This is a genomic window from Larkinella sp. VNQ87 (assembly GCF_049445795.1).
Taxonomy (GTDB): Bacteria; Bacteroidota; Bacteroidia; order Cytophagales; family Spirosomataceae; genus Larkinella.
The window spans coordinates 1-25219 of sequence record NZ_JBMSDT010000002.1 but is presented as its reverse complement, the minus strand read 5'-3'; the positions used below and the strand labels follow the sequence as shown (position 1 = coordinate 25219).

The following is a 25219-nucleotide window of genomic DNA, read 5'->3' as shown; positions in this document are numbered from 1 at the left end:
TATCTATGAAATTCTACCCTTGTCTTACCCTGGCGGCTTTAGGGGGGATTCTACTGACCGAGCCAGCCGCTGCTCAGTCGCCTTCGCCGGTTACGGCCGTCGACACCGTTCATTTCAAAGGCATGACCTGGCGCAACATCGGCCCCAACCGGGGTGGGCGCTCGCTGGGTTCGGCGGGGAGTTCGGCGCGTAAACTGGAGTACTATTTCGGGGCCGTTGGTGGGGGCTTGTGGAAAACCGTCGACGGCGGGAATACCTGGGCTCCCGTTACCGACGGCCAGCTTCAAAGCTCCTCGGTCGGGGCCGTAGCTGTTTCGGAAACCAACCCGGATGTGGTCTACATCGGAACCGGTGAAACCCAGTTTCGGGGGAACATCATGCAGGGTGACGGCGTCTACAAATCGACGGACGCGGGTAAGACGTGGAAGAACATCGGGCTGAAAAATACGCAGGCCATCGCCCGGGTTCGCGTTCACCCGACCGATCCGAACACCGTCTATGTCGCAGCCTTGGGCCATCCGTACGGGCCGAACGAAGAACGGGGCGTTTTCCGAACCACCGACGGGGGCGCTACCTGGAAAAAAGTCCTGTACAAAGGCGACAAAGCCGGGGCCGCCGACCTCATCATCGATCCGACCAATCCGAAGGTTATTTACGCGTCGATCTGGCAGGTATACCGCACGCCCTGGAAAATGTGGGGGGGCGGTGGTGCCTGCGGATTATTCAAATCCACCGACGGGGGCGACACCTGGACGGAACTGACCAGCAAACCGGGGATGCCTAAAGGGCCGGTCGGGAAAATCGGCGTGACGGTTTCGCCCGTCGACCCCAACCGGGTCTGGGCCATCGTGGAAGCCAACGAGGGCGGGGTTTACCGGTCGGACGATGCGGGCATGACCTGGAAGTACGTCAATTCGGAGCGAAAACTTCGCCAGCGGGCGTTCTACTACTCGCGCATTTACGCCGATCCGAAGGATAAAGACGGCGTCTACTGCCTGAATGTCGGTTTTTTTAAATCGACCGATGGCGGGGTTAAGTTTGATAAAACAATTACGGTGCCCCACGGCGATAACCACGATCTGTGGATCGACCCGGCGGACCCGCTGCGCATGGTGACCTCCAACGACGGTGGGGGATCGGTTTCGGTCAACGGCGGGAAAACCTGGACGGACGAGAATTTCCCGACGGCCCAGTTGTACCACATAACGGTCACGAATGATTTCCCGTACCACGTTGCCGGGGCGCAGCAGGATAACTCGACGGTGGCGGTGGCCAGCGAAGGCTGGAATCACATGCAAGCCCGGTCAAACTCCCTCAAAAAATCGGAGCGCTACTACGACGTGGGCGGGGGCGAAAGCGGTTACATTGCGCAGGACCCTAAAAACCCGGATATTTTTTACGCCGGAAGCCAGGGCGCTTTGCTGACCCGCTACAACCGGGCCACCGGCCAGATTCGCGATGTGCAGGTGTACCCCCGGTTTTTCTCCGGCGAACCGTCCAGCGCCCTGCCCGAACGCTGGCAGTGGACGTACCCGATTGTTTTTTCGCCCGTCGATCCAAACCGCCTGTACGTGTGTTCGCAACACGTCTGGATGACCACCAACGAAGGGCAGAGCTGGGAGAAAATCAGCCCGGACCTCACCCTGGCCGATACGGCATCGCTCGGTAAAAGTGGCGGGGTGATTACGATGGATATGAACGGCCCCGAAATCTACGCGACGGTTTTTGCGCTGGCACCTTCCTACCACGATGTCAATACGATCTGGGCCGGTTCCGACGACGGCCTGATGCACATCACCCGCGACCACGGCAAAACCTGGCAGAACATCACCCCGCCGGATTTGCCCAAACACACCCGCATCAGCATCATCGATGCCTCGCGGCATAAGCCGGGAACGGCCTACATCGCGGCCAAACGGTATCAGATGGACGACCGCGCGCCCTATCTCTGGAAAACCGACGATTACGGCAAAACTTGGAAAAAGATCGTCAATGGCATCAGCACCGGGCATTACGCCCATACCATTCGGGAAGACCTGACGAAACCCGGTTTGCTCTACGCCGGGACTGAACACGGCGTCTATGTCTCGTTCAACAACGGTGACAACTGGCAACCCATGCAACTGGGCCTGCCCGATACCCAGATTTCCGACCTGATCGTGACGGAAAAGGATGTGGTCATCGGCACCCACGGGCGGTCGATGTACGTGCTGGACGATGTGGCCCCGGTCCGCGAGTTTTCGCCCGAAGTGGCCAAGGCCGACGTTCACCTGTTCAAACCGTATTACGCGGTTCGGCGGGTGCAGAATGCGGTTTTTCAATACTACCTGGCCAAACCGGCGGACAAGGTGAAAGTCGAGATCCTGGATGCCGCCGGAAACCTGGTTCGCAGCTTCGAAAGCGTCGACCAGCCCGCATCCGGCGAGAAAACCGCTGCGCCCGAGATGGAAGAAGATAACCCACGGGCTCCCCGGGTAAAACCGCCGACCAAACTGGCCGGTCTGAACCGCTTCGAGTGGGATTTGCGCTACCCCGGCGCCACCGAATTCAAGGGCATGATTATGTGGAGCGCCCGGCCGACGATGGGGCCGCTGGCTCCGGCCGGGAAGTACCAGATCCGGTTGACGACGGCGGGCAAAACCCTTACGCAGCCGTTCGAAATCAAACTCGACCCGCGCCTGAAAGACGTGAAGGAGTCGGATATCCAGGAACAGTTTCAACTGGCGATGAAGATCCGCGACAAAACCAGCAAAGCCAACGATGCCGTGGTGCAGATTCGGGATTTGAAAGAAAAACTGGCGAAAACCAACACGCCCGCTAATAAAAAACTGATCGAGCAGTTGAGTGTGGTGGAGGAAAACCTGTACCAGGTCCGGAACCAGAGTGGTCAGGACCCGCTTAACTTTCCGATCAAGCTCAACAACCGCCTGGCGTCGCTGTGGCGCAGCGTAGAAACCGGTGATGCCAAACCGACGGCTGGGTCGTACAAAGTGTACGAAGAACTCTCCGCCGAACTGGATCAGCACCTGGGCGAACTCGAATCGATTCTGAAAAATAAAGCAGTTAAAAGTCTGTAAAACAAAGCATTCATTCATCGTGCCAGCCAGTCGGAATGCGGTTTCCGACTGGCTGGTTTACCTGTTTTTTCCGCAGCCGGATTTGCGGAATGTCGCCCGGCCGACGGTTTTTCTGCCAGCTTGAGAACGTCGCTGCTCATATTGCTCCTGTTCACATTAGGGTTGCCTTTCTGGGGAACCTACAGCTTGCTGCATGTCCAAAAATTTCGGGTAAAGCAGCAAGTTGCCGAACGGCTTGCCGCGGGCGAAAACGAAAGCCGGTTGGTGCTGCTGAAACTGGCGGTTTCGGAAGTCAAAACCCAGTTGCGCTGGGAACACGAGCGCGAATTCGAATACCGGGGGCAGATGTACGACGTGGTCGAAACCATACTCACGGGCGACAGTGTGCTTTACCGGTGCTGGTGGGATCAGGAAGAAACCCGCTTGAACCATCATCTGGAAACGCTGGCGGGCTACCAGGAAGAAGACCGCCAGCAGGACGAGCATTCGACGGAACGGTTTCCGTATCTGCAACCTTTTCTTTGTCAGGAGCTTGCTTCCTGGTCAATGCTGGCTATTGGCTGGCATGACCGGCAGTTGGCGGCTGGCCGCATTCAAACGTTGGCTCTCACGGTTTCCCTTGCCCCGGCGCTGCCTCCGCCCGAAGGGTCGTTTCACATGACGGATTTTTAAGTTTCGGCAGGGTAACGATCTTACCCGAACCGGAATGCGTGTGTCCCGATTTTTGTGAAACGAACCATTCAGGTATGAAACAAACCTTACTTCTTTGGGTAATGCTGGGAGGCTGTATGAAAAGCTACGCTCAGGTTATCGCCATTAAAGACCGGGAGGATTCCCGGCCGCTCGAACTGGTAACGGTTTCGAGCGATGATCCGAAACGCTCCGCCCTGACCAACGCCCGGGGCCGGGTGGACCTTTCTCCTTTTAAAGGAGCCAGCCGGATCGAAATCCGGACGGTTGGTTACCAGACACAAACCGTCAGCTACGACGAACTGGCTCAGCCCGGTTTTACGGTTTACCTGAAACCGACGTCTATTTCGCTGGATCAGGTGGTCGTAACGGCCAACCGCTGGGACCAGTCCAGCCGGGAGGTCCCGGTCAAAATTACGACGACCAGCGCCAAAGAGGTTGCCTTTCAGAATCCGCAGACGGCGGCTGATTTGCTCGGGCAATCCGGCGAAGTCTTCATTCAGAAAAGCCAGCAGGGCGGAGGGAGCCCGATGATTCGCGGTTTTTCGACCAATCGCCTGTTGATCACCGTCGATGGCGTCCGGATGAATACGGCTATTTTTCGGAGCGGAAACCTGCAGAATGTCATCTCCCTCGATCCTTTTTCGATTGAGAACACCGAAGTTCTTTTCGGACCCGGATCAGTGATGTACGGCAGCGATGCCATCGGGGGCGTCATGAGCTTTTACACGCTGACGCCCCGGCTGGCCACGGAGGCCAAACCGCTGGTGTCGGGAACGGTCGTGGGGCGGTTTTCGTCGGCCAACCGCGAACTGACCGGCCACGCCGACGTCCGGATCGGCTGGCAAAAATGGGGCCTGGCCACCAGCATTTCGCACAACCAGTTTGGCGATCTGCGCATGGGGTCGCACGGGCCGGACGAGTACCTGCGCCCCGAGTACGTGGAGCGGATTGAAGGCGAAGACCGCGTGATCCGGAATGCCGATCCAAGGGTTCAGCGCCCGACGGGGTATTCGCAGCTCAACCTGTTGCAAAAGATTCGCTTCAAACCCAGCGAGCGCTGGGACTTCAACTACGGGTTTCAGTATTCGACCACGTCCAACTATGCCCGGTACGACCGGTTGCTGCGGTACCGGGGGAAACTCCCGCGCAGCGCCGAGTGGAACTATGGTCCGCAGAAATGGATGATGAACCACCTGACCATGACCAACGCGCAATCGCGCAGTCTTTACGATCAAATGACGGTCCGGCTGGCGCATCAATTCTTTGAGGAAAGCCGCATCGACCGGGATTTGAACGATCCGGAACGGCGGACAACCCGCGAAAACGTGAATGCTTTTTCGGCCAGTGTCGACTTCAACAAACAACTGACCGATCGGCAGAAACTGTTTTACGGGTTGGAAGCCATCTACAACAAGGTCGTTTCGACAGCCACGAATCTGGATATTTCAACCGGAGCTTCCACGCCGGGACCACCCCGGTATCCGGCTTCGGACTGGGCCTCGTATGCGGCTTATCTGACGTACCAGCGTAAAATGAGCGATCAGGTGACGGTTCAGGCCGGGGCTCGTTACAACCAGTTTGTCCTGAACTCGGTATTTGAAACGACCTTCTACCCGTTTCCGTTTACGACGGCAAAGCTCAACCACGGCGCCCTGACCGGTAGCCTCGGACTCGTCTACAACCCGGTTTCTTCCTGGAGTTTAAGCGCGAATCTGTCCACCGGTTTTCGTTCCCCCAACGTCGACGATGTCGGGAAAGTATTCGAATCGACACCGGGCGCGGTCGTTGTTCCGAACCCGAACCTGAAAGCCGAGTATGCCTACAACGCCGAGGTGGGTCTGGCTAAGGTTTTCGGAAGCCGGGTAAAAATCGATCTCACGGCGTACTACACACTGCTGGACAATGCGCTGGTCCGACGCAATTTTACCCTGAACGGCCAGGATAGTATTGTTTACAATGGCGAGAGGAGTCAGGTTCAGGCCATCCAGAATGCCGCCAAAGCAACGGTATACGGTATCCAGGGCGGACTGGAAATCGGGCTGCCTGCCGGTTTTCAACTGGCGTCGCAGGTGACGTTCCAGAAAGGAGAAGAAGAACTGGATGATGGCAGTACCAGCCCGCTCCGGCACGCGGCTCCCTGGTTGGCACTGACCCGGCTTAGCTACACCGCCCGAAAGTTGCGGCTGGATCTCTACGGGATTTACAACGCCCCGGTACGGTATCAGGATTTGGCCCAGGAGGAGCAGGGCAAAGGCTACATGTACGCCATCGACGCCAATGGAAAACCGTATTCACCGGATTGGTACACGCTGAACATCAAAGCCCAGTACCAGCTTTCGGATTTCCTCTCCGTCAATACCGGCGTTGAGAACATCACCGACCAGCGGTATCGCCCGTACAGTTCGGGTATCGCAGCGCCCGGCCGGAATGTCATCGTTTCCGTGCGGGCGAAGTTTTAGAACCTTTTCCACCAACTGCCTGAAGGACTACAACGTTCTACGCAATAGCCCTTTCAGGCAGTTGGGAGAAAAGCCGGTTTATTGAATGACCGGTTTGTCAGACCGGGCGCGTTTTTCACGCCGGATTTGTTTCGGGCCGTAATAGAGCGCGTAGCCTGTCACGCAGAAGATGATGAGCACAAGGCTCATGACGCTGGTATACAGAAGCTTAAAGGGTTGGTCGCCCCACCGAAGCAGGGCGTCGATATAAGAACCGTCGTGCAGTTTTTCGAGAAAATCCGACCGGCGGGTTTCGAGGTGCAGGACCCGGCCCGTGGCGCAATCGAGTTGGATGCCCCAGTAATGATCCGCAAAAACGAACTTGACCATGCCTTTTTGCGGCCGAATGTCGATCCGATCCAGCTCCGTTGACAGGTCAGCCGAAACCGAGTCTCGCAGCGTCCGGAACGCAATCCGTTGCAGCGAATCGATGGGCAACCAGGTTTTCGGATCGGTAGAGGTCCCTTCGTATGATTTGGCCAGCAGCAAGCCGCCCGAATGCTTTTTCCAACCCAGCAGCAAACCGGTACCCGCAATGATCAGAAAAAAGAAGAAGAGCGTTCCGCCCAGTACACCATGAATTTTTCGGTAAAAGCGAAGTCGGCGTGAACGGTCTTTAGGGGCTTTCGTCATCCAGGCAAGATAATGAAACGCAGGCTATTGACCAATTAAAACATGAGGTTTGCCGTCTGATTAACCTTCTATTTCCACCATCGCTTTAATAACCCCATTGGCGGGGTTCAGCCAACTCGCAAACTGGTCTTTCACCTGCCCGAATCGAACGCGGTGGGTGATGTAGGTAACGGGATCGATCAGTCCTTGTTTCAGGCAATTCAGAACATGCTCGAAATCCTGGCGAGTGGCGTTGCGGCTGCTCATCAGTGTGGCTTCTCGTTTGTGAAATTCCGGGTGGCTCAGGCTAATGTCGCCCCGTTGCAGGCCGACCAGCACAAACCGTGCGCCGTGCGCCAGGTACTGAAACGCGTTGTTGATGGCTTTCAAACTGCCCGTTGCATCGATGACCACCGTGGGCATATCGCCGTTGGTGAGGCTGCGAAGCTGTTCGACCACATCCGCCGAGCGCGCGTCGATGGTATGCGGAACCCGTAATTTTTCGCGGCAAAACGCCAGCCGGTTTTCATTGATATCCATCGCAATCACCTGACCCCCGGCGATGCGGGCAAACTCCATCACGCCCAGACCAATCGGTCCGGCTCCGATCACCAGCACAAACTCGCCGGGCTGCACATCAGCCCGCCGGACGCCGTGCGCGCCAATCGACAGCGGTTCGGCCAGGGCCAACTCGTCCAGACTCAGGCCGTTGCCGTGGACCAGCGAATAGGACGGCACCCGCAGGTACTCGACCATCCCACCGTCCATGTGAACGCCCGCAACCTTCAGTTGGGCGCAGCAGTTGGTTTTTCCGGCTCGGCAGGCCACGCAGGTGCCGCAGTAGAAATAAGGAAGAATTGTAACGGTTTCGCCTTGCTCAAAACCGGGGGCGTCGTCGAAGTCGACCAGTTCGCCCGCCAGTTCGTGGCCCAGGATGCGAGGGTATTCAAAAAACGGTTGCGTGCCTTCAAACGCGTGCAGGTCGGTGCCGCAAATGCCAATCCGCCGGATTCGGAGAATGGCGTGACCGGGCATCATGTCCGGTTTGATGCCGGTGCGGTATTCAAACTGGCCGGGGGTGGTGCAAACTAATTGTTCCATTTATCAACAGTCAGCCGACGACCCGGTTTTTTGCTGGTTCGTCGGCTGCGTTGCAAAGAAAGGAGAAATTGTCAAAACAAGCCTTATCGTTTCAGGACTTTTACCGTCCGGACCTGCCTTGGCCCGGCCACCCGCAGCAGATATAGACCCGCAGCCGGGTTTGTCCCGATCGCCAGCCGGGTTTGCTGACGAGCCTGGGTCACTTCCAGCCAGGTATCCGCGACCGGTTTTCCTGTCAGATCGGTGAGCTGAATCCGCAGCCACTGACCCTGTGCATTTTGCACCTCCAACTCAATTTCCGGGCCCGTCACCGGATTGCCCAGCACCGTCACCGCCCAGGGCTGCCGGTTTTCGGCCGATTCGGTCGCCAGGCGACTGCCGCTCGGGCAATTGAGGGTTTTGGGTGCCCACTTGAGCGTGTAGTTCGAGCCAGCGACTTTGGCCGAGATGGTGTGGTTCTGGCCGTCTTTCAGGCTGGCGGGTGTGGGGAAAAAGTAAACGTGTTTTCCGTTGCCTTTCCCGGCATCCTTGATGTCCTGCCGGTAGATGTCGGCCAGGGCGGTTCCGAGGCTCTGGCCGTCGGCGAAGAACTCAATGGAAACCGGGGTGTTGGGCTGGCTGGCGTCCCAGGCCCAGCCCCGGAACGAACCGCATTCGACTTTATCCAGAAAGCCTTCAAAGTTTCCGCTGACGGGCGGGTTGCCCGGATCGGGATTAGGATTGGGGTTCGGGTTGCCGCTGGCCGGGCAGTTGAGCGTTTTGGGTGCCCACTTGAGCGTGTAATTAGTGCCAAGTACGTTGGCAGAAATGCTGTGGTTCTGGCCGTCTTTCAGGCTTTCGGGCGTTGGGAAGCTGTAGGCATGGTGGCCGTTGCCTTTTCCGGCGTCTTTCAGGTCTTGTCGGTAGATGTCAGCCAGGGTGGTGCCGATGCTCTGGCCGTCGGCGAAGAACTCGACGGAAACCGGCGTGTTGGGAGTGTCTTTGTTCCAGACCCAGCCGCGCATGGTGCCGCACTCGACTTTATCCAGGTACCCGTCGAAGTTTCCGGTTACCACGGGCGGCTCCTGACCGGCCTGCACCACCACGGTAGCACTGGCCGGCAGACTGACGCAGGAGCCAACCTTGCAGACGGCGGTATAAACGTAGGTGGCTACCAGGTTGGTCGGAACCGTGATGGCTCCGGTGCCTGAAGCCAGCGGATTGGTGCGGACCCAGGCGAGTTCGCCGGAGCAGTTCGGGGCGTTCAGCACAACGTTCGAAGCACCCTGATTCACCGTGATGTTCGTCTGGCCGTTGTACGAGAGGTTAGGCGTTGCCAACATGGCTGATTCGAAAGCGCCCAGATCAATGCTGCTTTCCTGAAAGCGGTTTTGTCCGGCCAGGTCTTTGTCGAGCGGATTAGCGGAGTTCAGACCCGAATTCATCGCCGGAGAGCAGGGCGACAACCGCAGGTCGTTGTTGGGGGCATCCAGAAATTTCGGATCGTGATTGAGCACATTGTTGCCCCCATCGGTGTAGTTGCTGGTCGTTTCCAGTAGCGAATACTGAACCACGATGCTGTTACCGGGCTCGCTGTTGATGGCAGCGGCTCCACCCGTGTTCCAGAAAATACAATTGGTGACCACGGGGCTGGCGTGACCGGCCGCGCCGTAATTATAAAGAGCCTTCCCGCTGCTGGATTCATTGTTGTAAAAGGTACAGTTGATGATGGCCGGATTGGCGTTGTAACTGGCTGAACCGTAATTGAGAATAGCCCCGCCGGAACTGGATGTAACATTATTGATGAACGTGCAGTTGATGATGGTCGGATTGGCATTGTAGGTGCCGATGGCTCCTCCCAGGATGGCCCGGTTGTTGATAAGCCGGCAATTCCGAATAACCGGGTTGCCACCGTCGATATAAATCCCTCCGCCCGCCGGTTGCCCCACCGGAGCGTTGCCGCCCGTGATGACAAAGCCGTCGAGAATAGCCGCATTGCTGGCATTCATCGTGAAAATGACGTGTTTCAGGTTGTCGGCCCAGTCACCTTCCACACCGGCTTCCCCGCTCAACACAGTCGGGAATGCCGTCGGGTTGCGGTCGGCCATCGTGCCGCCGTTGGCCGGAAAACCACCGTAAATAGTTACATTGTCACTCAAATAAAAGCTGGGATTGATGGGCTTGTAAACACCTTCTCCAACCCAAACCTCGGCCGGACTGTTCTGATAACCCTCGTCAATGGCGAGCTGAAGCTGGTTTTTGTTGTAGGCATTGGCCCAACTGCTGCCGTCGCCCGTGCCGGAGCCGCTTTCGGTGACGTAGATTTTTTTCTGAGCAAACGTCGAAAAACTCAACAGGCTCAAAAGCAGAAGAAGTAAATTCTTTTTCATCAGTGATGTTGTCTGAAATAAGTTCTGTGGAGGTAAAATTACCGGGTCGTAGCCGGGCGGGCTGAAACAGCCGGATTGGCCGGACGAAAAGGCGGGTTTAGCCGATCAAATCAGAAAGAAGCCGGGTAAATGAGCGAACGGTCAGGGGGGCGTGCAGTTTTTTTGATCCGGGTTGGCGGCAAAGGCGGTTTTCTGGAAGAACCTGCTTATTTTGAGACACAACCTGTTGATCGCACGAGATGAAGAAAATCTACTTCAACCTATTGTTCCTGCTCGGACTGGCACCCAGCGTCTACAGCCAGTCGCTTTCGTCCATTGAGAAAAAAATCATTGCAACGGCCCGGCAAAACCAGCCCGAAACCGAGAAGTTTCTGGAAAAAACCGTCAACATCAACAGCGGCACGCTCAACCTGGCGGGCGTCCGGGAGAACGGCAACCTGCTGGCGGCCGAGTTTGAAAAGTTGGGCTTCAAAACCGATTGGGTATCGCTGCCCGATTCGCTCAACCGCGCCGGGCATCTGGTGGCAACCCGGCAGGGCAAGCGCGGAAAAAAGCTGTTTCTGATTGGCCACCTCGATACGGTTTTTGAAAAAAGCCTGCCCTTTGAACCCTTCACGCGGGTAAACGACTCGACGGCAACGGGCCAGGGGGCCAACGACATCAAAGGTGGCAACGTGCTGATTCTGGCGGCTCTTAAGGCCTTGCACACCCACGGGTTGCTCGACGATGTGTCGATCACGGCCTATTTTACGGGCGACGAAGAAAGCAGCGGAGGCTCCGAAAGTCGCCGGGATTTCATCGAACGGGCCAAAAAATGCGACATTGCCCTGGCCTTCGAAGGCGCACAGGGGCTTACGCACGTAACCACCGGTCGGCGCGGTTCGAGTAGCTGGACACTAAAGGTGGTTTCCCGAACCGGCCACTCGTCGCGGGTGTTCAGCGACCTGGGCTACGGGGCTATTTTCGAAACCGCCCGGATTCTAAACGAATTCCGACGCGTACTGGGGCAGGAGCAGTACCTGACCTTTAACCCCGGTTTGATCGTCGGCGGTTCGGATATCAAATACGACGAAAAAACGGCCAAAGCCGAAACCTCTGGAAAGACAAACATCGTGGCACCCCTGACGATGGTGAAAGGCGATTTGCGGTTTATCTCAGAAAAACAGAAAGAAAGCGCCCGTGCCCGGATGCGGGAAATTGTGGAAAAGAGTCTGCCGATTACAAAAGCTACCATTACGTTTCAGGACGGGATTCCGGCGATGGAGCCATCGGAAAAGAATGAAAATCTGCGCAGGATTGTCGATCAGGTCAGCCGGGACATGGGCATCGGGCCGGTCCAATCGGGTGATCCGGGTTCGCGGGGAGCGGGCGACGTCTCGTTCGTGGCCGAATTCCTGCCTTGTCTGGATGGTTTGGGCGCATCGGGTAAAGGTGCACACAGCATTGAGGAAAGCATTAACCTCAAAGAATATCCGGTGCTGATTCAACGGGCGGCCGTGCTGCTCTACCGCCTGACGAGGTGAGTTTACAGTATTCAGTTTACGGTTTTCGGTGTTCGTTATTCGATATTCGATATTAAAATGCTGCCATCTCACTCGTGAGGTTAATAGCGAATATTGAATATTGAATAACGAACACTGAATAACGAACACCGAACACCGGAAACCATTTAAACCGGAACCCGTTTAGGAAGTATCCACATCCCAAAAACGATGAACGGTTTTTCACTTTGCCGGAGACTGATTCCGGTTTTATTTCTGCTGATGGCCGGATCGGCTCAGGCACAGCTCAAGATTGATCTGGAATCGGGGCTGGTTCTCGGTACCTCCTACAACAACGTCCGAATTCCGAACCGGGGCGGTACGCTGGTCGATCTGTCGAAGCAGTTGAGCGCCGACCCAAAGGTTTTTTACCGGGCGAGGCTCTCGTACACCATTGCCAACCGGCACACCATTTCGGCCCTGTATGCTCCGCTGACGGTTCGGTACCAGGGCACGTTTGACCGCGACGTTAATTTTAACAACCTCGTTTTTCCGGCGGGGCAGCCCACAACGACCGATTACAAATTCAATTCCTACCGGCTGACGTATCGTTACGATTTTGTAGTTCGCGACCGCTGGCGGGTGGGGGCCGGATTTACGGCCAAAATCCGGGATGCCAACGTCCGGTTTGAAGGCGAAGGGCGGGAAACCGATTTCGACAATGTCGGGTTTGTGCCGCTGTTGAATTTCTATGCGGCCTACTCGCCCGGAAACCGCTGGGGCATTCTGCTGGAAGGCGATGCGCTGGGAGCTCGTGCTGGGCGGGCCGAGGATATTTTTCTGGGAGCGACGTATCGGGCTACTCCTTCTGTTGGCCTGAAACTTGGCTACCGGGTCGTGGAGGGTGGAGCCGATACCGATGAAATTTATACGTTTACCTGGATTAACTACGCGTCGGCGGGTCTTTTGCTGACATTTTGATTTTTACCCGAAAATGCAAGCGCCTTCCCGGACGGTTCGGGAAGGCGCTTATTGTCTATGAGAAGGCCGGTTTATTCCGTCGCACTCAGTTTGACGATCATCCCCGGGCCGTAAAACAGGACATAATAGGTGTCCGCCGTGTTGCTAACCAGAATGTCGACCGGGGTTACGTAAGGCGGTGTTCCCAACCCTAACACTGTACTTCCTGCGTCGTCGCCATTCACATCGCCGTTGGCGATGCGGGGCGTGGTCGAAAAGCCAAACTCGGTAACAAGAGCCTTTCCGCCGGGCGTCAAAGCAATGTCGGTTAGGCCCGAAAAGTTGGTTTTATGAACCGTTGCCGTGCCCATCGCGTTCACCTTGTAAATGGAGGCTTTATTGGCGGGGAAAGGATAGCCCACCAACGTTGTGACCAGGAAGTCGGTTCCGTTGTAGACAATGCCGGTCGGAACGGCGTCGATGGTCGGTGGGCCGTTTTGTGGTTGTGTAGGGTCGAAAATCGGATTAGTCACATCCGGGAAGGTGGCAAAAATGCTCATGGTCATGAAATTGCTGGCTTTCTCAAGCCGGACAATGGCATTGGCACCCGCGTCCGTAATAAACAGGTCACCGTTCGGGCCGAAGGTCAGGTTGTATGGGTTTGAATCGGGCGAATCGGGCGCGTTGGGATGTTGCCCTTTGACATACGTGCCGATGTCGATGCCGGTCAGCGAACCGGCCGCGATGGGCGCACTGCTGCCCGGCACAAACGCTGATACGTCAACGATGTACAGTTTGTCTTCCACCCCGTGCAGAATGTACAGTTTTCCATCTTTGTAAGCCAAATGGTTCAGTCCTTCCGGCGAATTTTCGGGGCTCATGGCCGAGACAAAACCGGTGATAACAGGAAATTTGCCCGTTGGCGTAATTACCGACACCTGTCCATTGTTGACGGTACCGCTACCGGCTTCTGTCACCCACAAATGCCCTTTGGGATCTTCGGTAATCCCGATTGGGTAGAGCAAACCGGCTGCTACGGGTGGTCCCTGAACGGCAGCCAGTGTTTTTGGGCTCGGAAACTGGTGGTCCTGCACTTTTACCAGGCAACTGGTTACCGTAAAGAGGCAACTGCTGACGAGCAGCCAGGCCAGCAACGACCGAAAGGGAGTAGGTTTATTCGTCATACGCGGAAACAATTAAGAAAGTGGATAAATTACAGATAATCAAGGCTAGATCTGGCCGAGTAGAATAGGCGCAAGTTAGAGGATGAGTCCGGTGTTCGTTGACTTAATTTATTATCTGGTGACATTTTTTGAGGATGTAACTGCATTTTTTAACGATCAACCGGTTTAAAGGTATTTCAATCCGTAAAGCGGGTTGTATCGGGCCGTTTGAAGCCATAAAGACTGTCGGTCTATCCGGTTCTTAATTTGTCGGTTTATCCGGTTTTCTTAATTTATTAGGCGGTTAAATCGTTGATTTATAGAAGCTGTTGTCTAACATATAGCCGGGAAAGATACAATTTGACGGGAGTAAAGCCTATTTGAGTAAAATTACCAGTCGAAAATAGGAGGATAGTACTTGCGTTGTGCTTCGAATTCGTTTAATTTCAGGCCATTGACTAACCCCACTTCGTGATTCCTTCGGATTTATCGTACCTAACTCTGCATATTCCCTGAGTTGGGTGTCTGTGAAAAGACGTATCTCGCTACCGTTTCGGCGTAGCTTGGGATGCTGTTGTGTAAAAGGAATCAGTCAGATTACCCAAACCGGTACCAGGAGCTTTCTTCAACCGGGTTGCTCCGTCCAACGGTACACCACTCAACAACGACCCTATGCATCCGTATTTAGTACCTATCAATCGATAGCACCAATCGCTTGTTTGTAACCTGAAACGTTAGCTTAACATGACCTCCTCTACGTTCCCTTTCAGTGACCGCGAGCTTACCTTTATCCGCATGGCGTGCAGTGATCTCACCTACGTTCAAATTGCCGATAAAATGTGCGTCAGCGCCCGAACCGTCGATGGCTACCGGGAAGCGGTTTTTCAGAAAATGCAGGTCAAAAGCCGGGTCGGCATGGCAATAACGGCCATTCGTTCTGGGCTTGTCACGTTGTGACCTGACTATCTCCGATTTTTCCCGTACTTTTGTGGCGGTGTGCGGCTGGGTGGTAACTACAGCCGCACGCTTTATCTTTTTGGCTTTGAAAAATCGGAGCCGATCTACTGTTCCAAAAAAACACCACATGGCTAAAGTTTCTGATCACATCCGTCAGGCAAACGGAAAAACGATCTTTTCAATTGAAGTTATTCCCCCAATCAAAGGCGACAACCTCAAAAATCTGCTGGACAACATTGAGCCGTTGATGGAGTTCAAACCGCCTTTCATCGACGTCACCTACCACCGCGAAGAGTACATCGAACGACCCGAACCCGACGGTACCATCCGAAAAATCATCACCCGAAAACGGCCCGGAACAGTCGGGATTTGCTCCGCTATTTTGCATAAATTCGGCGTCGATCCGGTGCCGCACGTTCTCTGTGGCGGCTTTACCAAAGAAGAAACCGAGGACTTTCTGATCGATTTGCACTACCTGGGCATTGATAATGTGCTGGTCCTGCGCGGTGATCCGGCCAAACCATTCGACACATTCAAGCCCAAAACGAACGGTTATTCGTACGCCAGCGAGCTCGTAGCGCAGGTTGCCAACATGAACCGGGGCGTTTACCTGCACGAAGGAGATCATTCCATGACGCCGAGTAACTTCTGCATTGGCGTGGCAGCCTATCCGGAGAAGCACTTTGAAGCCGTTGATTTCGAAACCGACTTCAATTACCTGAAACTGAAAATCGACAACGGGGCCGACTACATCGTGACGCAGATGTTTTTCGATAATCAGAAGTTCTTTGCCTTCGAAAAAAAATGCCGGGAAGCGGGTATTACCGTGCCCATCATTCCGGGCCTGAAACCGCTGAGTACGCGCAAACAATTGCAGGTGCTACCCCGGCTGTTTCACCTCCAGATGCCGGAAGACCTCGTGAAAGCTGTCGAAGCCTGCGAGAACGACACCCAGGCGCGGCAGGTCGGCATCGAGTGGTGTATTCAGCAAAGCCGCGAACTGGCTCAGGCTGGTGTGCCAGGCCTGCACTTTTACACGATGGGGAAATCCGATAACATCATTAAGATAGCCCGGGAGATTTTCTAAACGACCGGTTTTTCAGGTACCCGGTTTGGCTTCGACAGTTCATTAACCCCTACAAACGCATTCCTAAACCCTCTTTTACTATGAAATCCTTTATCTTTTTTTGCTGCTTACTGACCGCCCCGTTTGCCTACGCGCAATCGTCGGCCGACGAAAAAACCGTGTTGGCCGTTGAGAAAGAACGGTTTGATGCGCAGGTCACGAAAAACTATGCGGTTTTGGAAAAGGTGCTGGGCGACGACCTGATGTACAACCACTCCAACGGCAACCAGGACGGCAAACAGTCGTACATCCAGTCGCTCAAGGACGGCAAGCAGAGTTACGAAGCCATTGACATTCAGGAGCAGAAAGTCCATCTGTATGGCAATACCGCCGTCATCAGCGGTATTTGCCTGGTGAAAGCCACCAACAACGGCCAGACCATCAATTCTAAACTGCGCTACACCGATGTGTACGTCAAAAAAGGGAAGCAATGGCAGATGGTCGCCTGGCAGTCGCTGCGCTTACAGAATTAAGTCTGAACCTGGATTACGCGGATTAAAGGATTGACTAGGATGTAAAAGATTGCGGTAGCCATCCGAGTTAATCCTTTAATCCGCGTAATCCAGGTTCAGAAATAGTGCATCGTTCATTCTTCAAGGCTTCCAGTCCGCCGTCTTCGATCCGCATCCGGGATTTTTCGTTGTTGAATTCTTCCTTGTAGGTTTCTTTGAGTTCCTTGCGTTTCATGGCTTCCAGAAACCGGCGGATGTCGTCGGGCGTTTCGAGCAACAGGGGCGGCACTTCGGTCGGCTTATGGTCGTCGTCAGTAGCTACCATCGTGAAATACGAGGTGTTCGTGTGTTTGACGACGCCGGTGCGGACGTTCTCGGCAATCACCTTGATGCCGATCACCATCGAAGTCCGGCCCACGTAATTGACCGACGCCAGCAGCGACACCAGTTCGCCCACCTCGACGGCCTGCCGGAAGTTCACACCCTCGACGGAAACCGTCACGCAATACGCGCCCGAATGCTTCGATGCGCAGGCAAAAGCCACTTTGTCCATCAGGGAAAGCAGAATACCGCCGTGGATTTTCCCGCCGAAGTTGGCGTAGGCAGGAATCATCAGCTCGGTGAGCGTGGTGACGGAATGGGAAACCGGTTTGGGGAGCATATCTGAACTTGGATTACGCGGATTAAAAGATTAATAGGATCTAAAAGATTGCGGCAGCCATCCTAGTTAATCCTTTAATCCGCGTAATCCAAGTTCAAGACAATCCAAGTCAATAAAAAGGCACCGCGTGGAAGCCGACGGTGCCTTTAACAATCCTAATCAAGAAATTCTTTAGACCGAGAAACTTTCCCCACAACCGCAGGTGCGGCTGGCGTTAGGGTTTTTAAACTGGAATCCTTTGCCATTCAGGCCATCGGAAAAATCCAGTTCCGTGCCGGCCAGGTAAAGCAGGCTTTTGCGGTCGACATAAATTTTAATGCCTTTGTCTTCGACAATGTGGTCGGTGGGCTGCTGCGTCGTGTCGAATTGCAAATCGTACATCAGACCGGAGCAGCCGCCACCCTGTACGGCCACGCGGATGGCGTAGTTATCGTTCAGACCATCTTTCTGGCGAAGTTCTATAATTTTATCTTTTGCTTTTTCCGTTACCGAAACCATGGGAGTACGTAATTGTTGGACGCTAAGGTAAAAACCGTGACCGGAAAAGAAAAGTTTCCCCCAAAATCTCCGATTACCTCTGATATTCCCTGATAAACTCTGTGAAATAACCTTTAATTTGGGGCGAGTTGTTACACAGGGTTAATCAGGGAATATCAGAGGTAATCAGGGAAATGATGACAAATGTGGAACATGTCGGCATTGCGGTGAGGAGCCTGGAAGCTTCGAATACGCTGTTTACGAAGCTGTTGGGCGTAAAACCGTACAAGTCGGAAGCCGTGGAGTCGGAGGGGGTGACGACCTCGTTTTTCCGGGTCAACCAGACCAAGATCGAACTGCTGGAAGCCACCCGGCCTGACAGCCCGATTGCGAAGTTTCTGGAAAAAAAGGGCGAAGGCATCCACCACCTGGCGTTCGAAGTCGCGGATATTTACGCCGAAATCGAGCGCCTGAAAGCCGAAGGGTTCACCCCACTCAGCGAAACGCCGAAACGGGGCGCTGACAATAAGCTGGTCTGCTTTTTTCACCCGAAAGAAACGAACGGCGTGTTGGTGGAGTTGTGTCAGGAGATTGTCTGAACTTGGATTACACGGATTGAAAGATTAACTACGATATAAAAATGCTAAAGCGCGTTTCCATACAGAATTTTAAAAGCCTGAAAGACGTTACGCTCGATCTTCAGAAAGTTAATTTATTGATCGGCCCGAATAACTCGGGGAAGACGAATTTTTTGAAGGCGTTTAGCACCATTGAAAAGGTCGTTATTGAGAAAGAAGATATTGATTATGATGATCACTATAAAAAGGATTTTTCGGAAGCAGTTAATATTCACTTAACATATATTGGAGAACATGGTGAATATGACCATGTAATATTAGATTGGGTAGATGATGAAAACATAGGAGAATTTTACTCTGTTTTTTTAGGTACTTCCAAAAGTATAGATACAAAGAAGGAGGATATGCATTATGAGCATCAGTTAAATATGGTGAGTTTATATAGAATTTGTGGTAATATAATTTTATATAAACCAGACCCAAATAAACTAGATAGACCAGCACCAGTAGGGCGGGGTGCCCAAATTATCAATGCTGACGCATCTAATTTAATTGCCTTTTTTGATTATATAAGAGATGAAAAACCACAAGTCTTCGCACAAATCAGAGCGGATTTAAATAAATGTGTTTCTGAGTTTACAGAAATTAATTTTCAAAGTGTGGAGCCGACTGAGGAATTGATAAAGATTTATGGACCCGCTACTTATAAGCGAATAGGATTGACTGATGGTAAGAAGGGCGTAATATATTGGGCGGATGAACTTTCCGAAGGGACTTTGTATTTCATCGCTCTTCTTTGCATCATTAATCAACCCAACCCTCCTAAAATCCTCCTGCTTGAAGAACCTGAAAAAGGTATTCATCCGCGCCGAATTGAGGAAATTATCAATTTTATTTTTGCCTTGGCAGAAGACAAGGATATTCAGGTAATCATGACTACACACAGCCCTGTTGTAGTCGATATGTTTAAAGATTTGCCAGAAAGCGTTTTTATTTTTGATAAAGATGATGAGGGCGCAACCCATATTAAAAACCTATATACAGATATTATTCAACCAGAAACGGAGGAAAGCAAGCGATTAGGTATCGATCCTCCTCAATATTTAAATGGTTTGGGAGAAGCCTGGAAAGTTGGCTTTTTAGGAGGAGTACCGCGATGATAAAGCCGATTCGCTATGGTCTTTTGTGTGAAGATATGCCACAGAGACATTTTCTAGATGCTTATCTGAATTTATGTTTCACCGGACGGTTTGAGAAAGATGAAGATTTTGGCTGGCAAATCCATACCACTACTGCCAAAGAAGTAGAGAATACATTGCCCGATGCTTTGCGGAAAGGCTTTACAAAATTTAAGCTTGGAACCCTGTTCGTAGGGCGAGATGCCGATTCAGGTGATAGAAAGAAAGTGGATAGCCTGATCAGTAAGTTAGCCGGGATTTGCCAAAGTTATCCGCAGGCTATTTTGGTTGTTCCCGTGCAGTGCATTGAACACTGGCTTTGGTATTTAAAATGGAGACAAGACAATCATTTGTCTACTAAAAACGTATCGTTCGAGCAATTTGACCGGCGAGATGCTAAACGGGCGGTTTATGGAGGATCAATCAAAATTGATAAGCAATTAGAAGAAGTGTCTAAGCTGGTACAATCGTTGGATGTCTACTGGCTGGAAAGCCGTTCCGAAAGTTTTAAGCACTTTCACCAGCAAGTTGTTACCTTTCTGAATAACCACAAAACCACACAAGCATGAAGTATTACAATTCCATCATCGATACCATCGGCGATACGCCCCTGGTGAAGCTGAACAAGGTGACCAAAGGCATCCGGGGGACGGTGTTGGCGAAGGTCGAGTATTTCAATCCCGGGAACTCGGTGAAAGACCGGATCGCTATTCGGATGATCGAAGATGCCGAAAAAGCCGGGGTTATTCAGCCGGGAGGGACCATCATCGAGGGCACGAGCGGCAACACCGGTTTTGGACTGGCGCTGGCGGCCATTGCCAAGGGCTACAAGTGCATTTTCACGATGGCCGATAAGCAGTCGAAGGAGAAAATCGATATTCTGCGGGCGGTGGGGGCCGATGTGGTGGTGTGCCCGACCAATGTAGAACCCGACGATCCACGTTCGTATTACTCAGTGGCCAAACGACTGAACCGCGAAATTCCGAATTCGATTTACCCCAACCAGTACGATAACCTCTCGAACACGGCGGCTCATTACGACACCACCGGCCCCGAAATCTGGCGCGATACCGCGGGTAAAATCACGCACTTTGCCGCGGGCGTCGGCACCGGCGGAACGATTTGCGGAACGGCCAAATTCCTGAAAGAACAGAATCCAAACGTCGTGACGGTGGGCATCGATACGTACGGTTCGGTGTTCAAGAAATACAAGGAAACCGGCATTTTCGACGAGCGCGAAATCTATCCGTACATGACCGAGGGCATCGGCGAGGATATTTTGCCGCAAAACGTCGATTTCAGTCTGATCGATCATTTCGTGAAAGTGACCGACAAAGACGCGGCCATCATGGCCCGGCGGTTGTCGAAAGAGGAAGGGCTGTTTGTGGGCTGGTCAACGGGTTCGGCGGTGCACGGGGCACTGGAGTGGGCCCACGAACACCTGGCCGACGACGATGTGCTGGTGATCCTGCTGCCCGACCACGGGACGCGCTACCTGGCGAAAATCTACAACGATGTCTGGATGAAGGACCACGGTTTTCTGGAATCGCGCGAGTTTTCGACGGCCCGCGACATTGTTCGCAGCAAGAACGGAAAAGGCCGGCTGCAAACCGTCGGTCAGGAACTGAAAGTGGGCGACGCCATCCGGCTGCTCAATCAACACAGCATCTCGCAGATTCCGGTGACCGACGCGGACGGTGATATTGTCGGAAGTCTGACCGACTCGACCATTCTCAGCAAACTGATCGAAGACCCGACCGTGAAAGACCTCAGCGTGGGCGAGGTGATGGACAAACCGTTTAAATTCGTCGCCCTCGACAATACCGTTGATGTGCTTTCCTCCCTCATCGACCGCGACAACAAAGCCCTGCTCGTCCGCGACGAAAACCAGCAAGTCCACATCATCACCCAGGCCGACTTACTCGCTGCTATCACAAATTAAGAGTTAAAAATGAAGAGTTAAGAGTTGGCTCCGCCCAAAGTTTATAACCTGGCAGAGCTAACTCTTAACTCTTCATTCTTAAGTCTATTTCCGGTTGTCTTCGCCCGAAACCATGCCGAGGTAGCTCCAGTAGCGGCTTTCGGCGATAGCACCGTCGTTGACGGCTTCTTTGATGACGCAGCCGGGTTCGTTGATGTGCAGGCAGTTGTGAAACCGGCATTGGTTCAGGCGGTCGCGCATTTCGGGGAAATAGTGGCTAATTTCTTCCTTTTCCATATCCGCCAGCCCCAACTCCTTGATCCCCGGCGTGTCGATGATGAACGTGTTGGGTGCAATTTCGAACATTTCGGCAAAGGTCGTGGTGTGAACGCCCTTGTTGGCAAAGGTCGACACTTCATTCGTGCGAAGTTGCAAATCCGGTGCGACAGCATTGACCAGCGACGATTTGCCAACACCCGAATGGCCGGATAACAGACTGATTTTCTGGTCTAACAAGTCCCGGAAGACAACCACGTTTTCGCCCTCCGTAGCCGATGTTTCCAGGCATGGATAGCCGATCTGTTCGTACATTTCGATGATTTCCCGTTGGTATTCCAGTGCTTCGTCCTTCAGGATGTCGGCTTTGTTGAACACCAGCGTCGTCGGGATGCGGAACGATTCGGCGGTGACCAGAAACCGGTCGATGAAACCCAGCGAGGTGCGCGGAAACGCCAGCGTGACGATCAGCACGGCCTGGTCGATGTTGGCGGCCAGAATGTGGCCGTGGGCGGTTTTGTGGACCGACTTGCGGATGATGTAATTCTCGCGGGGCTCGATGTCGGTGATGACGACGGTATTTTCGAGTTCATCTTCCAACTCGTACTGCACGCGGTCGCCGACGGCAATCGGGTTGGTGACTTTCAGGCCCTGGATCTTGAATTTGCCTTTCAGCCGGGCGCGGTAAATGTGTCCGTCGTGGTTGCGGACTTCGTACCAGGAGCCGGTGGAACGTATGACTAAGCCGGTTTGCAAAGCTTTTGTTTGGGTTATTTCGCGGAGTTTAGCAGAGTAAAATAGAGTTAAGCAGAGTTTTTCAATTCCGGATTTAGAACTCGGCTGATTCCTTCCTTTAACAAGGTTACGTGAAAATTGATTAATAAACCTAAGCGAAATTGACCTAATTTTAAGTATGTGAGTAGCTGGGCAAAATGAACGTCGGTTAAGGCTTCAACGGTTTTTGTCTCGACTACGATTCGACCTTCCACCAGTAAATCCATTCGGTACCCGTGATTTAGCCGAACTTCTTTATAGACAATGGGCATCGGTTTTTCCCGTTCAACATACAAACCGTATTCGCTCAGTTCATACTGCAAGCATTCCTGATAAGCGGATTCCAATAAACCCGGCCCGAGCGCTCGATGCACCTCAATGGCCCCTCTGATGATCTGATACGACAATTTACTATCCTCCATATTTCTCCGCTAATCTCTGTTAAACTCTGCTCAACTCCGCGAAATAACCAGGCCCTTGACTACCTCCATCACTTTAGACGTAGCACCGGTATTCCGGGTAACATAATCGCCGGAGGTAAACGAAGCCTTTGCCAGAGCCGCCGAATCCTCGTAAAGCGTACGAAAAGCCGTCTCCAGCGAAGCGGAGTCAGAAACCGGAAAAGCCGCTCCGGCCTTCGCCAGATCGACGGCTTCCTGAAACTTGCCGTAGTTCGGCCCGAAAAACAGCGGCATTCGGAAGGTCGCGGCTTCCAGGATGTTGTGCAGCCCCTTCCCGAACGCGCCCCCGATGTACGCAAACTCGCCGTATTGGTAGAGCGACGAGAGCATCCCGACATTGTCGATAATCAGATGCTGAAACGGCGCGAGAGTAACCTGATGAGCCGCTTCCGAAAACCGGACGGTTTGGCCGGGAAGCTGGCTCCGCCAGCGTTCGATTTCGTCGTCGTGGATTTCGTGGGGCGCAATGATGACTTTCAGCGGTTGATCAAACCGGTTCAGAAACGGAATGAGCACGTCCAGATCGGCCTGCCACGCACTGCCGACGACCAGCAACGGTTTTTCATCTTTGAAGAGCCGGGCAACCGGAATATCTTTTCTGGCATCGGCCACCTGCTTCACGCGGTCGAAGCGCGTATCGCCCGCCAGCGTCACCTGAGTGACACCAATGCCTTTCAGGAGTTCGACGGATTGCGGATTCTGCACCAGAATGTGGTCGAAAAAACGCAGAAACGAGCGGTAAAAACCGCCGTACGGTTTGAAGAAAATCTGATCGGGTCGAAAAATGGCCGAGAACGAAATGACCGGAATGTTGCGGGCTTTCAGTTCCCGCAGGTAATGGTACCAGAACTCGTATTTGATAAAAAACGCAATCGCCGGGTTGACCCGCTGGACAAATTGCCGGGCGTTTTCGGGCGTATCGAAGGGTAGATAAACGACAAAATCGGCCCCGGCGTAGTTTTTCCGGACTTCGTAGCCCGAGGGCGAGAAGAACGTCAACAGAATTGTATACCCCGGATACTGTTGCCGAAACGCTTCCATGACCGGCCGACCCTGCTCAAATTCCCCCAGCGAAGCCGCATGAAACCAGGCAATCGGTGCGGAATTATCAGCCAATTTTGCGTTAATTTGCTCCATCCATCCGCGACGGCCCTGTACGGCCAGCCGGGCTTTGGGATGAAACAGCGACGCAACCCCAAGCGCAGCCTGATACAGTCGGATGGAGGTCGTATACAATGTAGAAAGCAAGGGAGCGAGTTGTTGATTCGTGTCCGTAAAACTACAAACTCAATCGGGATCTTTTAACTCATAACGCCATGCAAACGTACGACACGCTCGTCGAAGCCCTCGAAGACCTGACTAAAAAAGGCTATACCCTCGACTTTAACCTGGCCAACGACTGCCTGGTTTGCCGGGATAAAGACCTGCAACTCCGACCCGAGGAATTTCATATTACGGATGTATACCGTTTCGAGGGAATGAGTAACCCGGATGATAACACGGTATTGTACGCCATCGAATCGAAGGACGGCCAGAAAGGAACACTCGTCAGCGCCTACGGGCCGTATGCCGATGAAATGTCGGGTGAAATGGTGGAAAAATTAAAAATTGCCTGAGTCGGTGCGAAACTTTTTTTTGGCTATCTGGCTTATATGCTCGTAGTTACGTGTGAACAAGCATCATGAACTGGAACAAACTGCAAGACAACGCCCAATTAAACCAGATTAAGCAAGAATCAGCCCAACAGCCGGTATTGATTTTCAAACACAGCACCCGCTGCTCCATCAGTTCGACGGCGTTGAGCCGTTTAGAGCGCAATTGGAGCGATTCGGTCGGCATCAAACCCTATTACCTGGATTTGATTTCGTACCGCCCGGTGTCGAGCCAGGTGGCTGAAGACTTCGGCGTCGGCCATCAGTCGCCCCAGGTTTTACTGATTCAGAACGGCGAATGCATTTACGATGCCTCGCATTTCGACATTTCATTCGATGATCTGAAGCAACAGGTCGTATCGGTATAATCCAACAATCAAGGCAGAAATCAGCGCTTGCGTCTTCCAGGACCAGGCGCTTTTTTTGTGGCTCGAACGAAATCAGCAAAGCTAAAAATTGTCGTCATCCGGTAACCCCGGAGGGGTTGAATGTCAATAGCCGAATTATCGTGTTTCCGGCAACAAGCTCCGGAGGAGCGTTCTAGCGGACCAAGGGCGCTCCTCCGGAGCTTAAAAAATAATACAATCCGTTTTGCTATGAACATTACACCCCTCCGGGGTTATGTTGATGAAGCTGTCTAAAGTTTTAGCTTGATTGAATGCAAAACGGACCACAGAGGTTGATTGGGTGTCGAATCCATTTTCCTACTGTAGCCCGTGCAATTGCTCAGCGAAGATAGTATACGCGTGTGG

The 25219-nt window shown here is 53.2% G+C and carries 23 protein-coding genes; 14 read left to right on the top strand and 9 right to left on the bottom strand.

All coding sequences use genetic code 11. The features are described from left to right. Positions 1-5 precede the first annotated feature (5 nt). The 3 genes from ACO2Q8_RS02795 to ACO2Q8_RS02785 all read left to right on the top strand — a co-directional run bounded on the left by ACO2Q8_RS02795 (position 6) and on the right by ACO2Q8_RS02785 (position 6229). Positions 6-3077, top strand: coding sequence for a VPS10 domain-containing protein (locus tag ACO2Q8_RS02795; RefSeq protein WP_423343256.1), 3072 nt, complete (start codon positions 6-8; stop codon positions 3075-3077). 120 nt (positions 3078-3197) lie between these two features. Then, the gene (locus ACO2Q8_RS02790; RefSeq protein WP_423343255.1) at positions 3198-3749 is read left to right on the top strand and encodes a hypothetical protein; all 552 of its coding nucleotides are present in this window, start codon (positions 3198-3200) and stop codon (positions 3747-3749) included. Positions 3750-3823: 74 nt separating this feature from the next. After that, on the top strand, positions 3824-6229 hold the full coding sequence (locus ACO2Q8_RS02785; RefSeq protein ID WP_423343254.1) for a TonB-dependent receptor: 2406 nt from the start codon (positions 3824-3826) through the stop codon (positions 6227-6229). Between the two features lie 78 nt (positions 6230-6307). Here ACO2Q8_RS02785 and ACO2Q8_RS02780 read toward each other — a convergent pair whose 3' ends face one another. The 3 genes from ACO2Q8_RS02780 to ACO2Q8_RS02770 all read right to left on the bottom strand — a co-directional run bounded on the left by ACO2Q8_RS02780 (position 6308) and on the right by ACO2Q8_RS02770 (position 10350). After that, a complete protein-coding gene (locus ACO2Q8_RS02780; protein WP_423343253.1) occupies positions 6308-6901 on the bottom strand; it encodes a PepSY domain-containing protein in 594 nt (197 codons plus the stop codon). A gap of 60 nt (positions 6902-6961) precedes the next feature. Beyond that, entirely contained in the window at positions 6962-7981 is a 1020-nt protein-coding gene (locus tag ACO2Q8_RS02775) for a zinc-binding alcohol dehydrogenase family protein (RefSeq protein WP_423343252.1), read from the bottom strand. A gap of 83 nt (positions 7982-8064) precedes the next feature. Further along, the gene (locus ACO2Q8_RS02770; RefSeq protein ID WP_423343251.1) at positions 8065-10350 is read right to left on the bottom strand and encodes a choice-of-anchor Q domain-containing protein; all 2286 of its coding nucleotides are present in this window, start codon (positions 10348-10350) and stop codon (positions 8065-8067) included. A gap of 239 nt (positions 10351-10589) precedes the next feature. On the opposite strand from ACO2Q8_RS02770, the gene ACO2Q8_RS02765 reads away from it, so the two are divergent. Together ACO2Q8_RS02765 and ACO2Q8_RS02760 are read left to right on the top strand one after the other, a co-directional pair. After that, the gene (locus tag ACO2Q8_RS02765) at positions 10590-11873 is read left to right on the top strand and encodes a M20/M25/M40 family metallo-hydrolase (protein WP_423343250.1); all 1284 of its coding nucleotides are present in this window, start codon (positions 10590-10592) and stop codon (positions 11871-11873) included. A gap of 189 nt (positions 11874-12062) precedes the next feature. Continuing rightward, a complete protein-coding gene (locus tag ACO2Q8_RS02760) occupies positions 12063-12812 on the top strand; it encodes a hypothetical protein (RefSeq protein WP_423343249.1) in 750 nt (249 codons plus the stop codon). A 71-nt stretch (positions 12813-12883) separates the two neighbouring features. Here ACO2Q8_RS02760 and ACO2Q8_RS02755 read toward each other — a convergent pair whose 3' ends face one another. Beyond that, a complete protein-coding gene (locus ACO2Q8_RS02755) occupies positions 12884-13975 on the bottom strand; it encodes a ScyD/ScyE family protein (protein ID WP_423343248.1) in 1092 nt (363 codons plus the stop codon). Between the two features lie 723 nt (positions 13976-14698). Here ACO2Q8_RS02755 and ACO2Q8_RS02750 point away from each other — a divergent pair. The 3 genes from ACO2Q8_RS02750 to ACO2Q8_RS02740 all read left to right on the top strand — a co-directional run bounded on the left by ACO2Q8_RS02750 (position 14699) and on the right by ACO2Q8_RS02740 (position 16510). Further along, entirely contained in the window at positions 14699-14911 is a 213-nt protein-coding gene (locus ACO2Q8_RS02750; RefSeq protein WP_423343247.1) for a response regulator transcription factor, read from the top strand. Positions 14912-15038: 127 nt separating this feature from the next. Continuing rightward, the gene (gene metF, locus ACO2Q8_RS02745) at positions 15039-15998 is read left to right on the top strand and encodes a methylenetetrahydrofolate reductase [NAD(P)H] (protein WP_423343246.1); all 960 of its coding nucleotides are present in this window, start codon (positions 15039-15041) and stop codon (positions 15996-15998) included. A gap of 80 nt (positions 15999-16078) precedes the next feature. After that, positions 16079-16510, top strand: a complete 432-nt coding sequence (locus tag ACO2Q8_RS02740; RefSeq protein ID WP_423343245.1) for a nuclear transport factor 2 family protein — start codon at positions 16079-16081, stop codon at positions 16508-16510. Between the two features lie 67 nt (positions 16511-16577). On the opposite strand, the gene ACO2Q8_RS02735 is transcribed toward ACO2Q8_RS02740, so the two are convergent. Both ACO2Q8_RS02735 and ACO2Q8_RS02730 read right to left on the bottom strand, forming a co-directional pair. After that, positions 16578-17150 carry an acyl-CoA thioesterase gene (locus ACO2Q8_RS02735; RefSeq protein ID WP_423343244.1) on the bottom strand — a complete coding sequence of 191 codons (573 nt, stop codon included), beginning with the start codon at positions 17148-17150 and terminating at the stop codon, positions 16578-16580. Positions 17151-17321: 171 nt separating this feature from the next. Next, positions 17322-17648 carry a HesB/IscA family protein gene (locus ACO2Q8_RS02730; RefSeq protein WP_423343243.1) on the bottom strand — a complete coding sequence of 109 codons (327 nt, stop codon included), beginning with the start codon at positions 17646-17648 and terminating at the stop codon, positions 17322-17324. Between the two features lie 173 nt (positions 17649-17821). Between ACO2Q8_RS02730 and mce the strand changes: the two genes are divergently transcribed. Genes mce through ACO2Q8_RS02710 form a run of 4 tightly spaced genes read left to right on the top strand, consistent with a single transcriptional unit; the run spans position 17822 to position 21325 of the window. Continuing rightward, positions 17822-18226, top strand: a complete 405-nt coding sequence (gene mce, locus ACO2Q8_RS02725; protein ID WP_423343242.1) for a methylmalonyl-CoA epimerase — start codon at positions 17822-17824, stop codon at positions 18224-18226. A gap of 41 nt (positions 18227-18267) precedes the next feature. Next, entirely contained in the window at positions 18268-19365 is a 1098-nt protein-coding gene (locus ACO2Q8_RS02720) for an AAA family ATPase (protein ID WP_423343241.1), read from the top strand. Beyond that, positions 19362-19952, top strand: coding sequence for a hypothetical protein (locus ACO2Q8_RS02715; protein WP_423343240.1), 591 nt, complete (start codon positions 19362-19364; stop codon positions 19950-19952). The genes ACO2Q8_RS02720 and ACO2Q8_RS02715 overlap by 4 nt, the downstream gene beginning before the upstream one ends. Continuing rightward, a complete protein-coding gene (locus tag ACO2Q8_RS02710; RefSeq protein WP_423343239.1) occupies positions 19949-21325 on the top strand; it encodes a cystathionine beta-synthase in 1377 nt (458 codons plus the stop codon). Before ACO2Q8_RS02715 ends, ACO2Q8_RS02710 begins: the two co-directional genes overlap by 4 nt. Before the next feature lie 84 nt (positions 21326-21409). Here the strand turns inward: ACO2Q8_RS02710 and rsgA are convergent, their stop codons facing one another. From rsgA to ACO2Q8_RS02695, 3 genes are read right to left on the bottom strand one after another with little or no spacing between them, the layout of a single operon-like run. Then, on the bottom strand, positions 21410-22336 hold the full coding sequence (gene rsgA / locus ACO2Q8_RS02705; protein WP_423343238.1) for a ribosome small subunit-dependent GTPase A: 927 nt from the start codon (positions 22334-22336) through the stop codon (positions 21410-21412). Positions 22337-22383: 47 nt separating this feature from the next. After that, complete coding sequence (locus tag ACO2Q8_RS02700) at positions 22384-22776, bottom strand: GxxExxY protein (protein WP_423343237.1); 393 nt, start codon at positions 22774-22776, stop codon at positions 22384-22386. Positions 22777-22806: 30 nt separating this feature from the next. Continuing rightward, entirely contained in the window at positions 22807-24063 is a 1257-nt protein-coding gene (locus ACO2Q8_RS02695; RefSeq protein WP_423343236.1) for a 3-deoxy-D-manno-octulosonic acid transferase, read from the bottom strand. A gap of 68 nt (positions 24064-24131) precedes the next feature. Between ACO2Q8_RS02695 and ACO2Q8_RS02690 the strand changes: the two genes are divergently transcribed. Together ACO2Q8_RS02690 and ytxJ are read left to right on the top strand one after the other, a co-directional pair. After that, the gene (locus tag ACO2Q8_RS02690; protein ID WP_423343235.1) at positions 24132-24431 is read left to right on the top strand and encodes a phosphoribosylpyrophosphate synthetase; all 300 of its coding nucleotides are present in this window, start codon (positions 24132-24134) and stop codon (positions 24429-24431) included. Between the two features lie 65 nt (positions 24432-24496). Further along, entirely contained in the window at positions 24497-24835 is a 339-nt protein-coding gene (gene ytxJ / locus ACO2Q8_RS02685; RefSeq protein ID WP_423343234.1) for a bacillithiol system redox-active protein YtxJ, read from the top strand. Positions 24836-25219: the final 384 nt, after the last annotated feature.

Coding starts and splice junctions, on each gene's coding strand:
- ACO2Q8_RS02795 (WP_423343256.1), top strand. CDS start 6: ATGAAATTCTACCCTTGTCTTACCCTGGCGGCTTTAGGGGGGATTCTA.
- ACO2Q8_RS02785 (WP_423343254.1), top strand. CDS start 3,824: ATGAAACAAACCTTACTTCTTTGGGTAATGCTGGGAGGCTGTATGAAA.
- ACO2Q8_RS02780 (WP_423343253.1), bottom strand. CDS start 6,901: ATGACGAAAGCCCCTAAAGACCGTTCACGCCGACTTCGCTTTTACCGA.
- ACO2Q8_RS02775 (WP_423343252.1), bottom strand. CDS start 7,981: ATGGAACAATTAGTTTGCACCACCCCCGGCCAGTTTGAATACCGCACC.
- ACO2Q8_RS02770 (WP_423343251.1), bottom strand. CDS start 10,350: ATGAAAAAGAATTTACTTCTTCTGCTTTTGAGCCTGTTGAGTTTTTCG.
- ACO2Q8_RS02765 (WP_423343250.1), top strand. CDS start 10,590: ATGAAGAAAATCTACTTCAACCTATTGTTCCTGCTCGGACTGGCACCC.
- ACO2Q8_RS02760 (WP_423343249.1), top strand. CDS start 12,063: ATGAACGGTTTTTCACTTTGCCGGAGACTGATTCCGGTTTTATTTCTG.
- ACO2Q8_RS02755 (WP_423343248.1), bottom strand. CDS start 13,975: ATGACGAATAAACCTACTCCCTTTCGGTCGTTGCTGGCCTGGCTGCTC.
- ACO2Q8_RS02750 (WP_423343247.1), top strand. CDS start 14,699: ATGACCTCCTCTACGTTCCCTTTCAGTGACCGCGAGCTTACCTTTATC.
- metF (WP_423343246.1), top strand. CDS start 15,039: ATGGCTAAAGTTTCTGATCACATCCGTCAGGCAAACGGAAAAACGATC.
- ACO2Q8_RS02740 (WP_423343245.1), top strand. CDS start 16,079: ATGAAATCCTTTATCTTTTTTTGCTGCTTACTGACCGCCCCGTTTGCC.
- ACO2Q8_RS02735 (WP_423343244.1), bottom strand. CDS start 17,150: ATGCTCCCCAAACCGGTTTCCCATTCCGTCACCACGCTCACCGAGCTG.
- ACO2Q8_RS02730 (WP_423343243.1), bottom strand. CDS start 17,648: ATGGTTTCGGTAACGGAAAAAGCAAAAGATAAAATTATAGAACTTCGC.
- mce (WP_423343242.1), top strand. CDS start 17,822: ATGATGACAAATGTGGAACATGTCGGCATTGCGGTGAGGAGCCTGGAA.
- ACO2Q8_RS02720 (WP_423343241.1), top strand. CDS start 18,268: ATGCTAAAGCGCGTTTCCATACAGAATTTTAAAAGCCTGAAAGACGTT.
- ACO2Q8_RS02715 (WP_423343240.1), top strand. CDS start 19,362: ATGATAAAGCCGATTCGCTATGGTCTTTTGTGTGAAGATATGCCACAG.
- ACO2Q8_RS02710 (WP_423343239.1), top strand. CDS start 19,949: ATGAAGTATTACAATTCCATCATCGATACCATCGGCGATACGCCCCTG.
- ACO2Q8_RS02700 (WP_423343237.1), bottom strand. CDS start 22,776: ATGGAGGATAGTAAATTGTCGTATCAGATCATCAGAGGGGCCATTGAG.
- ACO2Q8_RS02690 (WP_423343235.1), top strand. CDS start 24,132: ATGCAAACGTACGACACGCTCGTCGAAGCCCTCGAAGACCTGACTAAA.
- ytxJ (WP_423343234.1), top strand. CDS start 24,497: ATGAACTGGAACAAACTGCAAGACAACGCCCAATTAAACCAGATTAAG.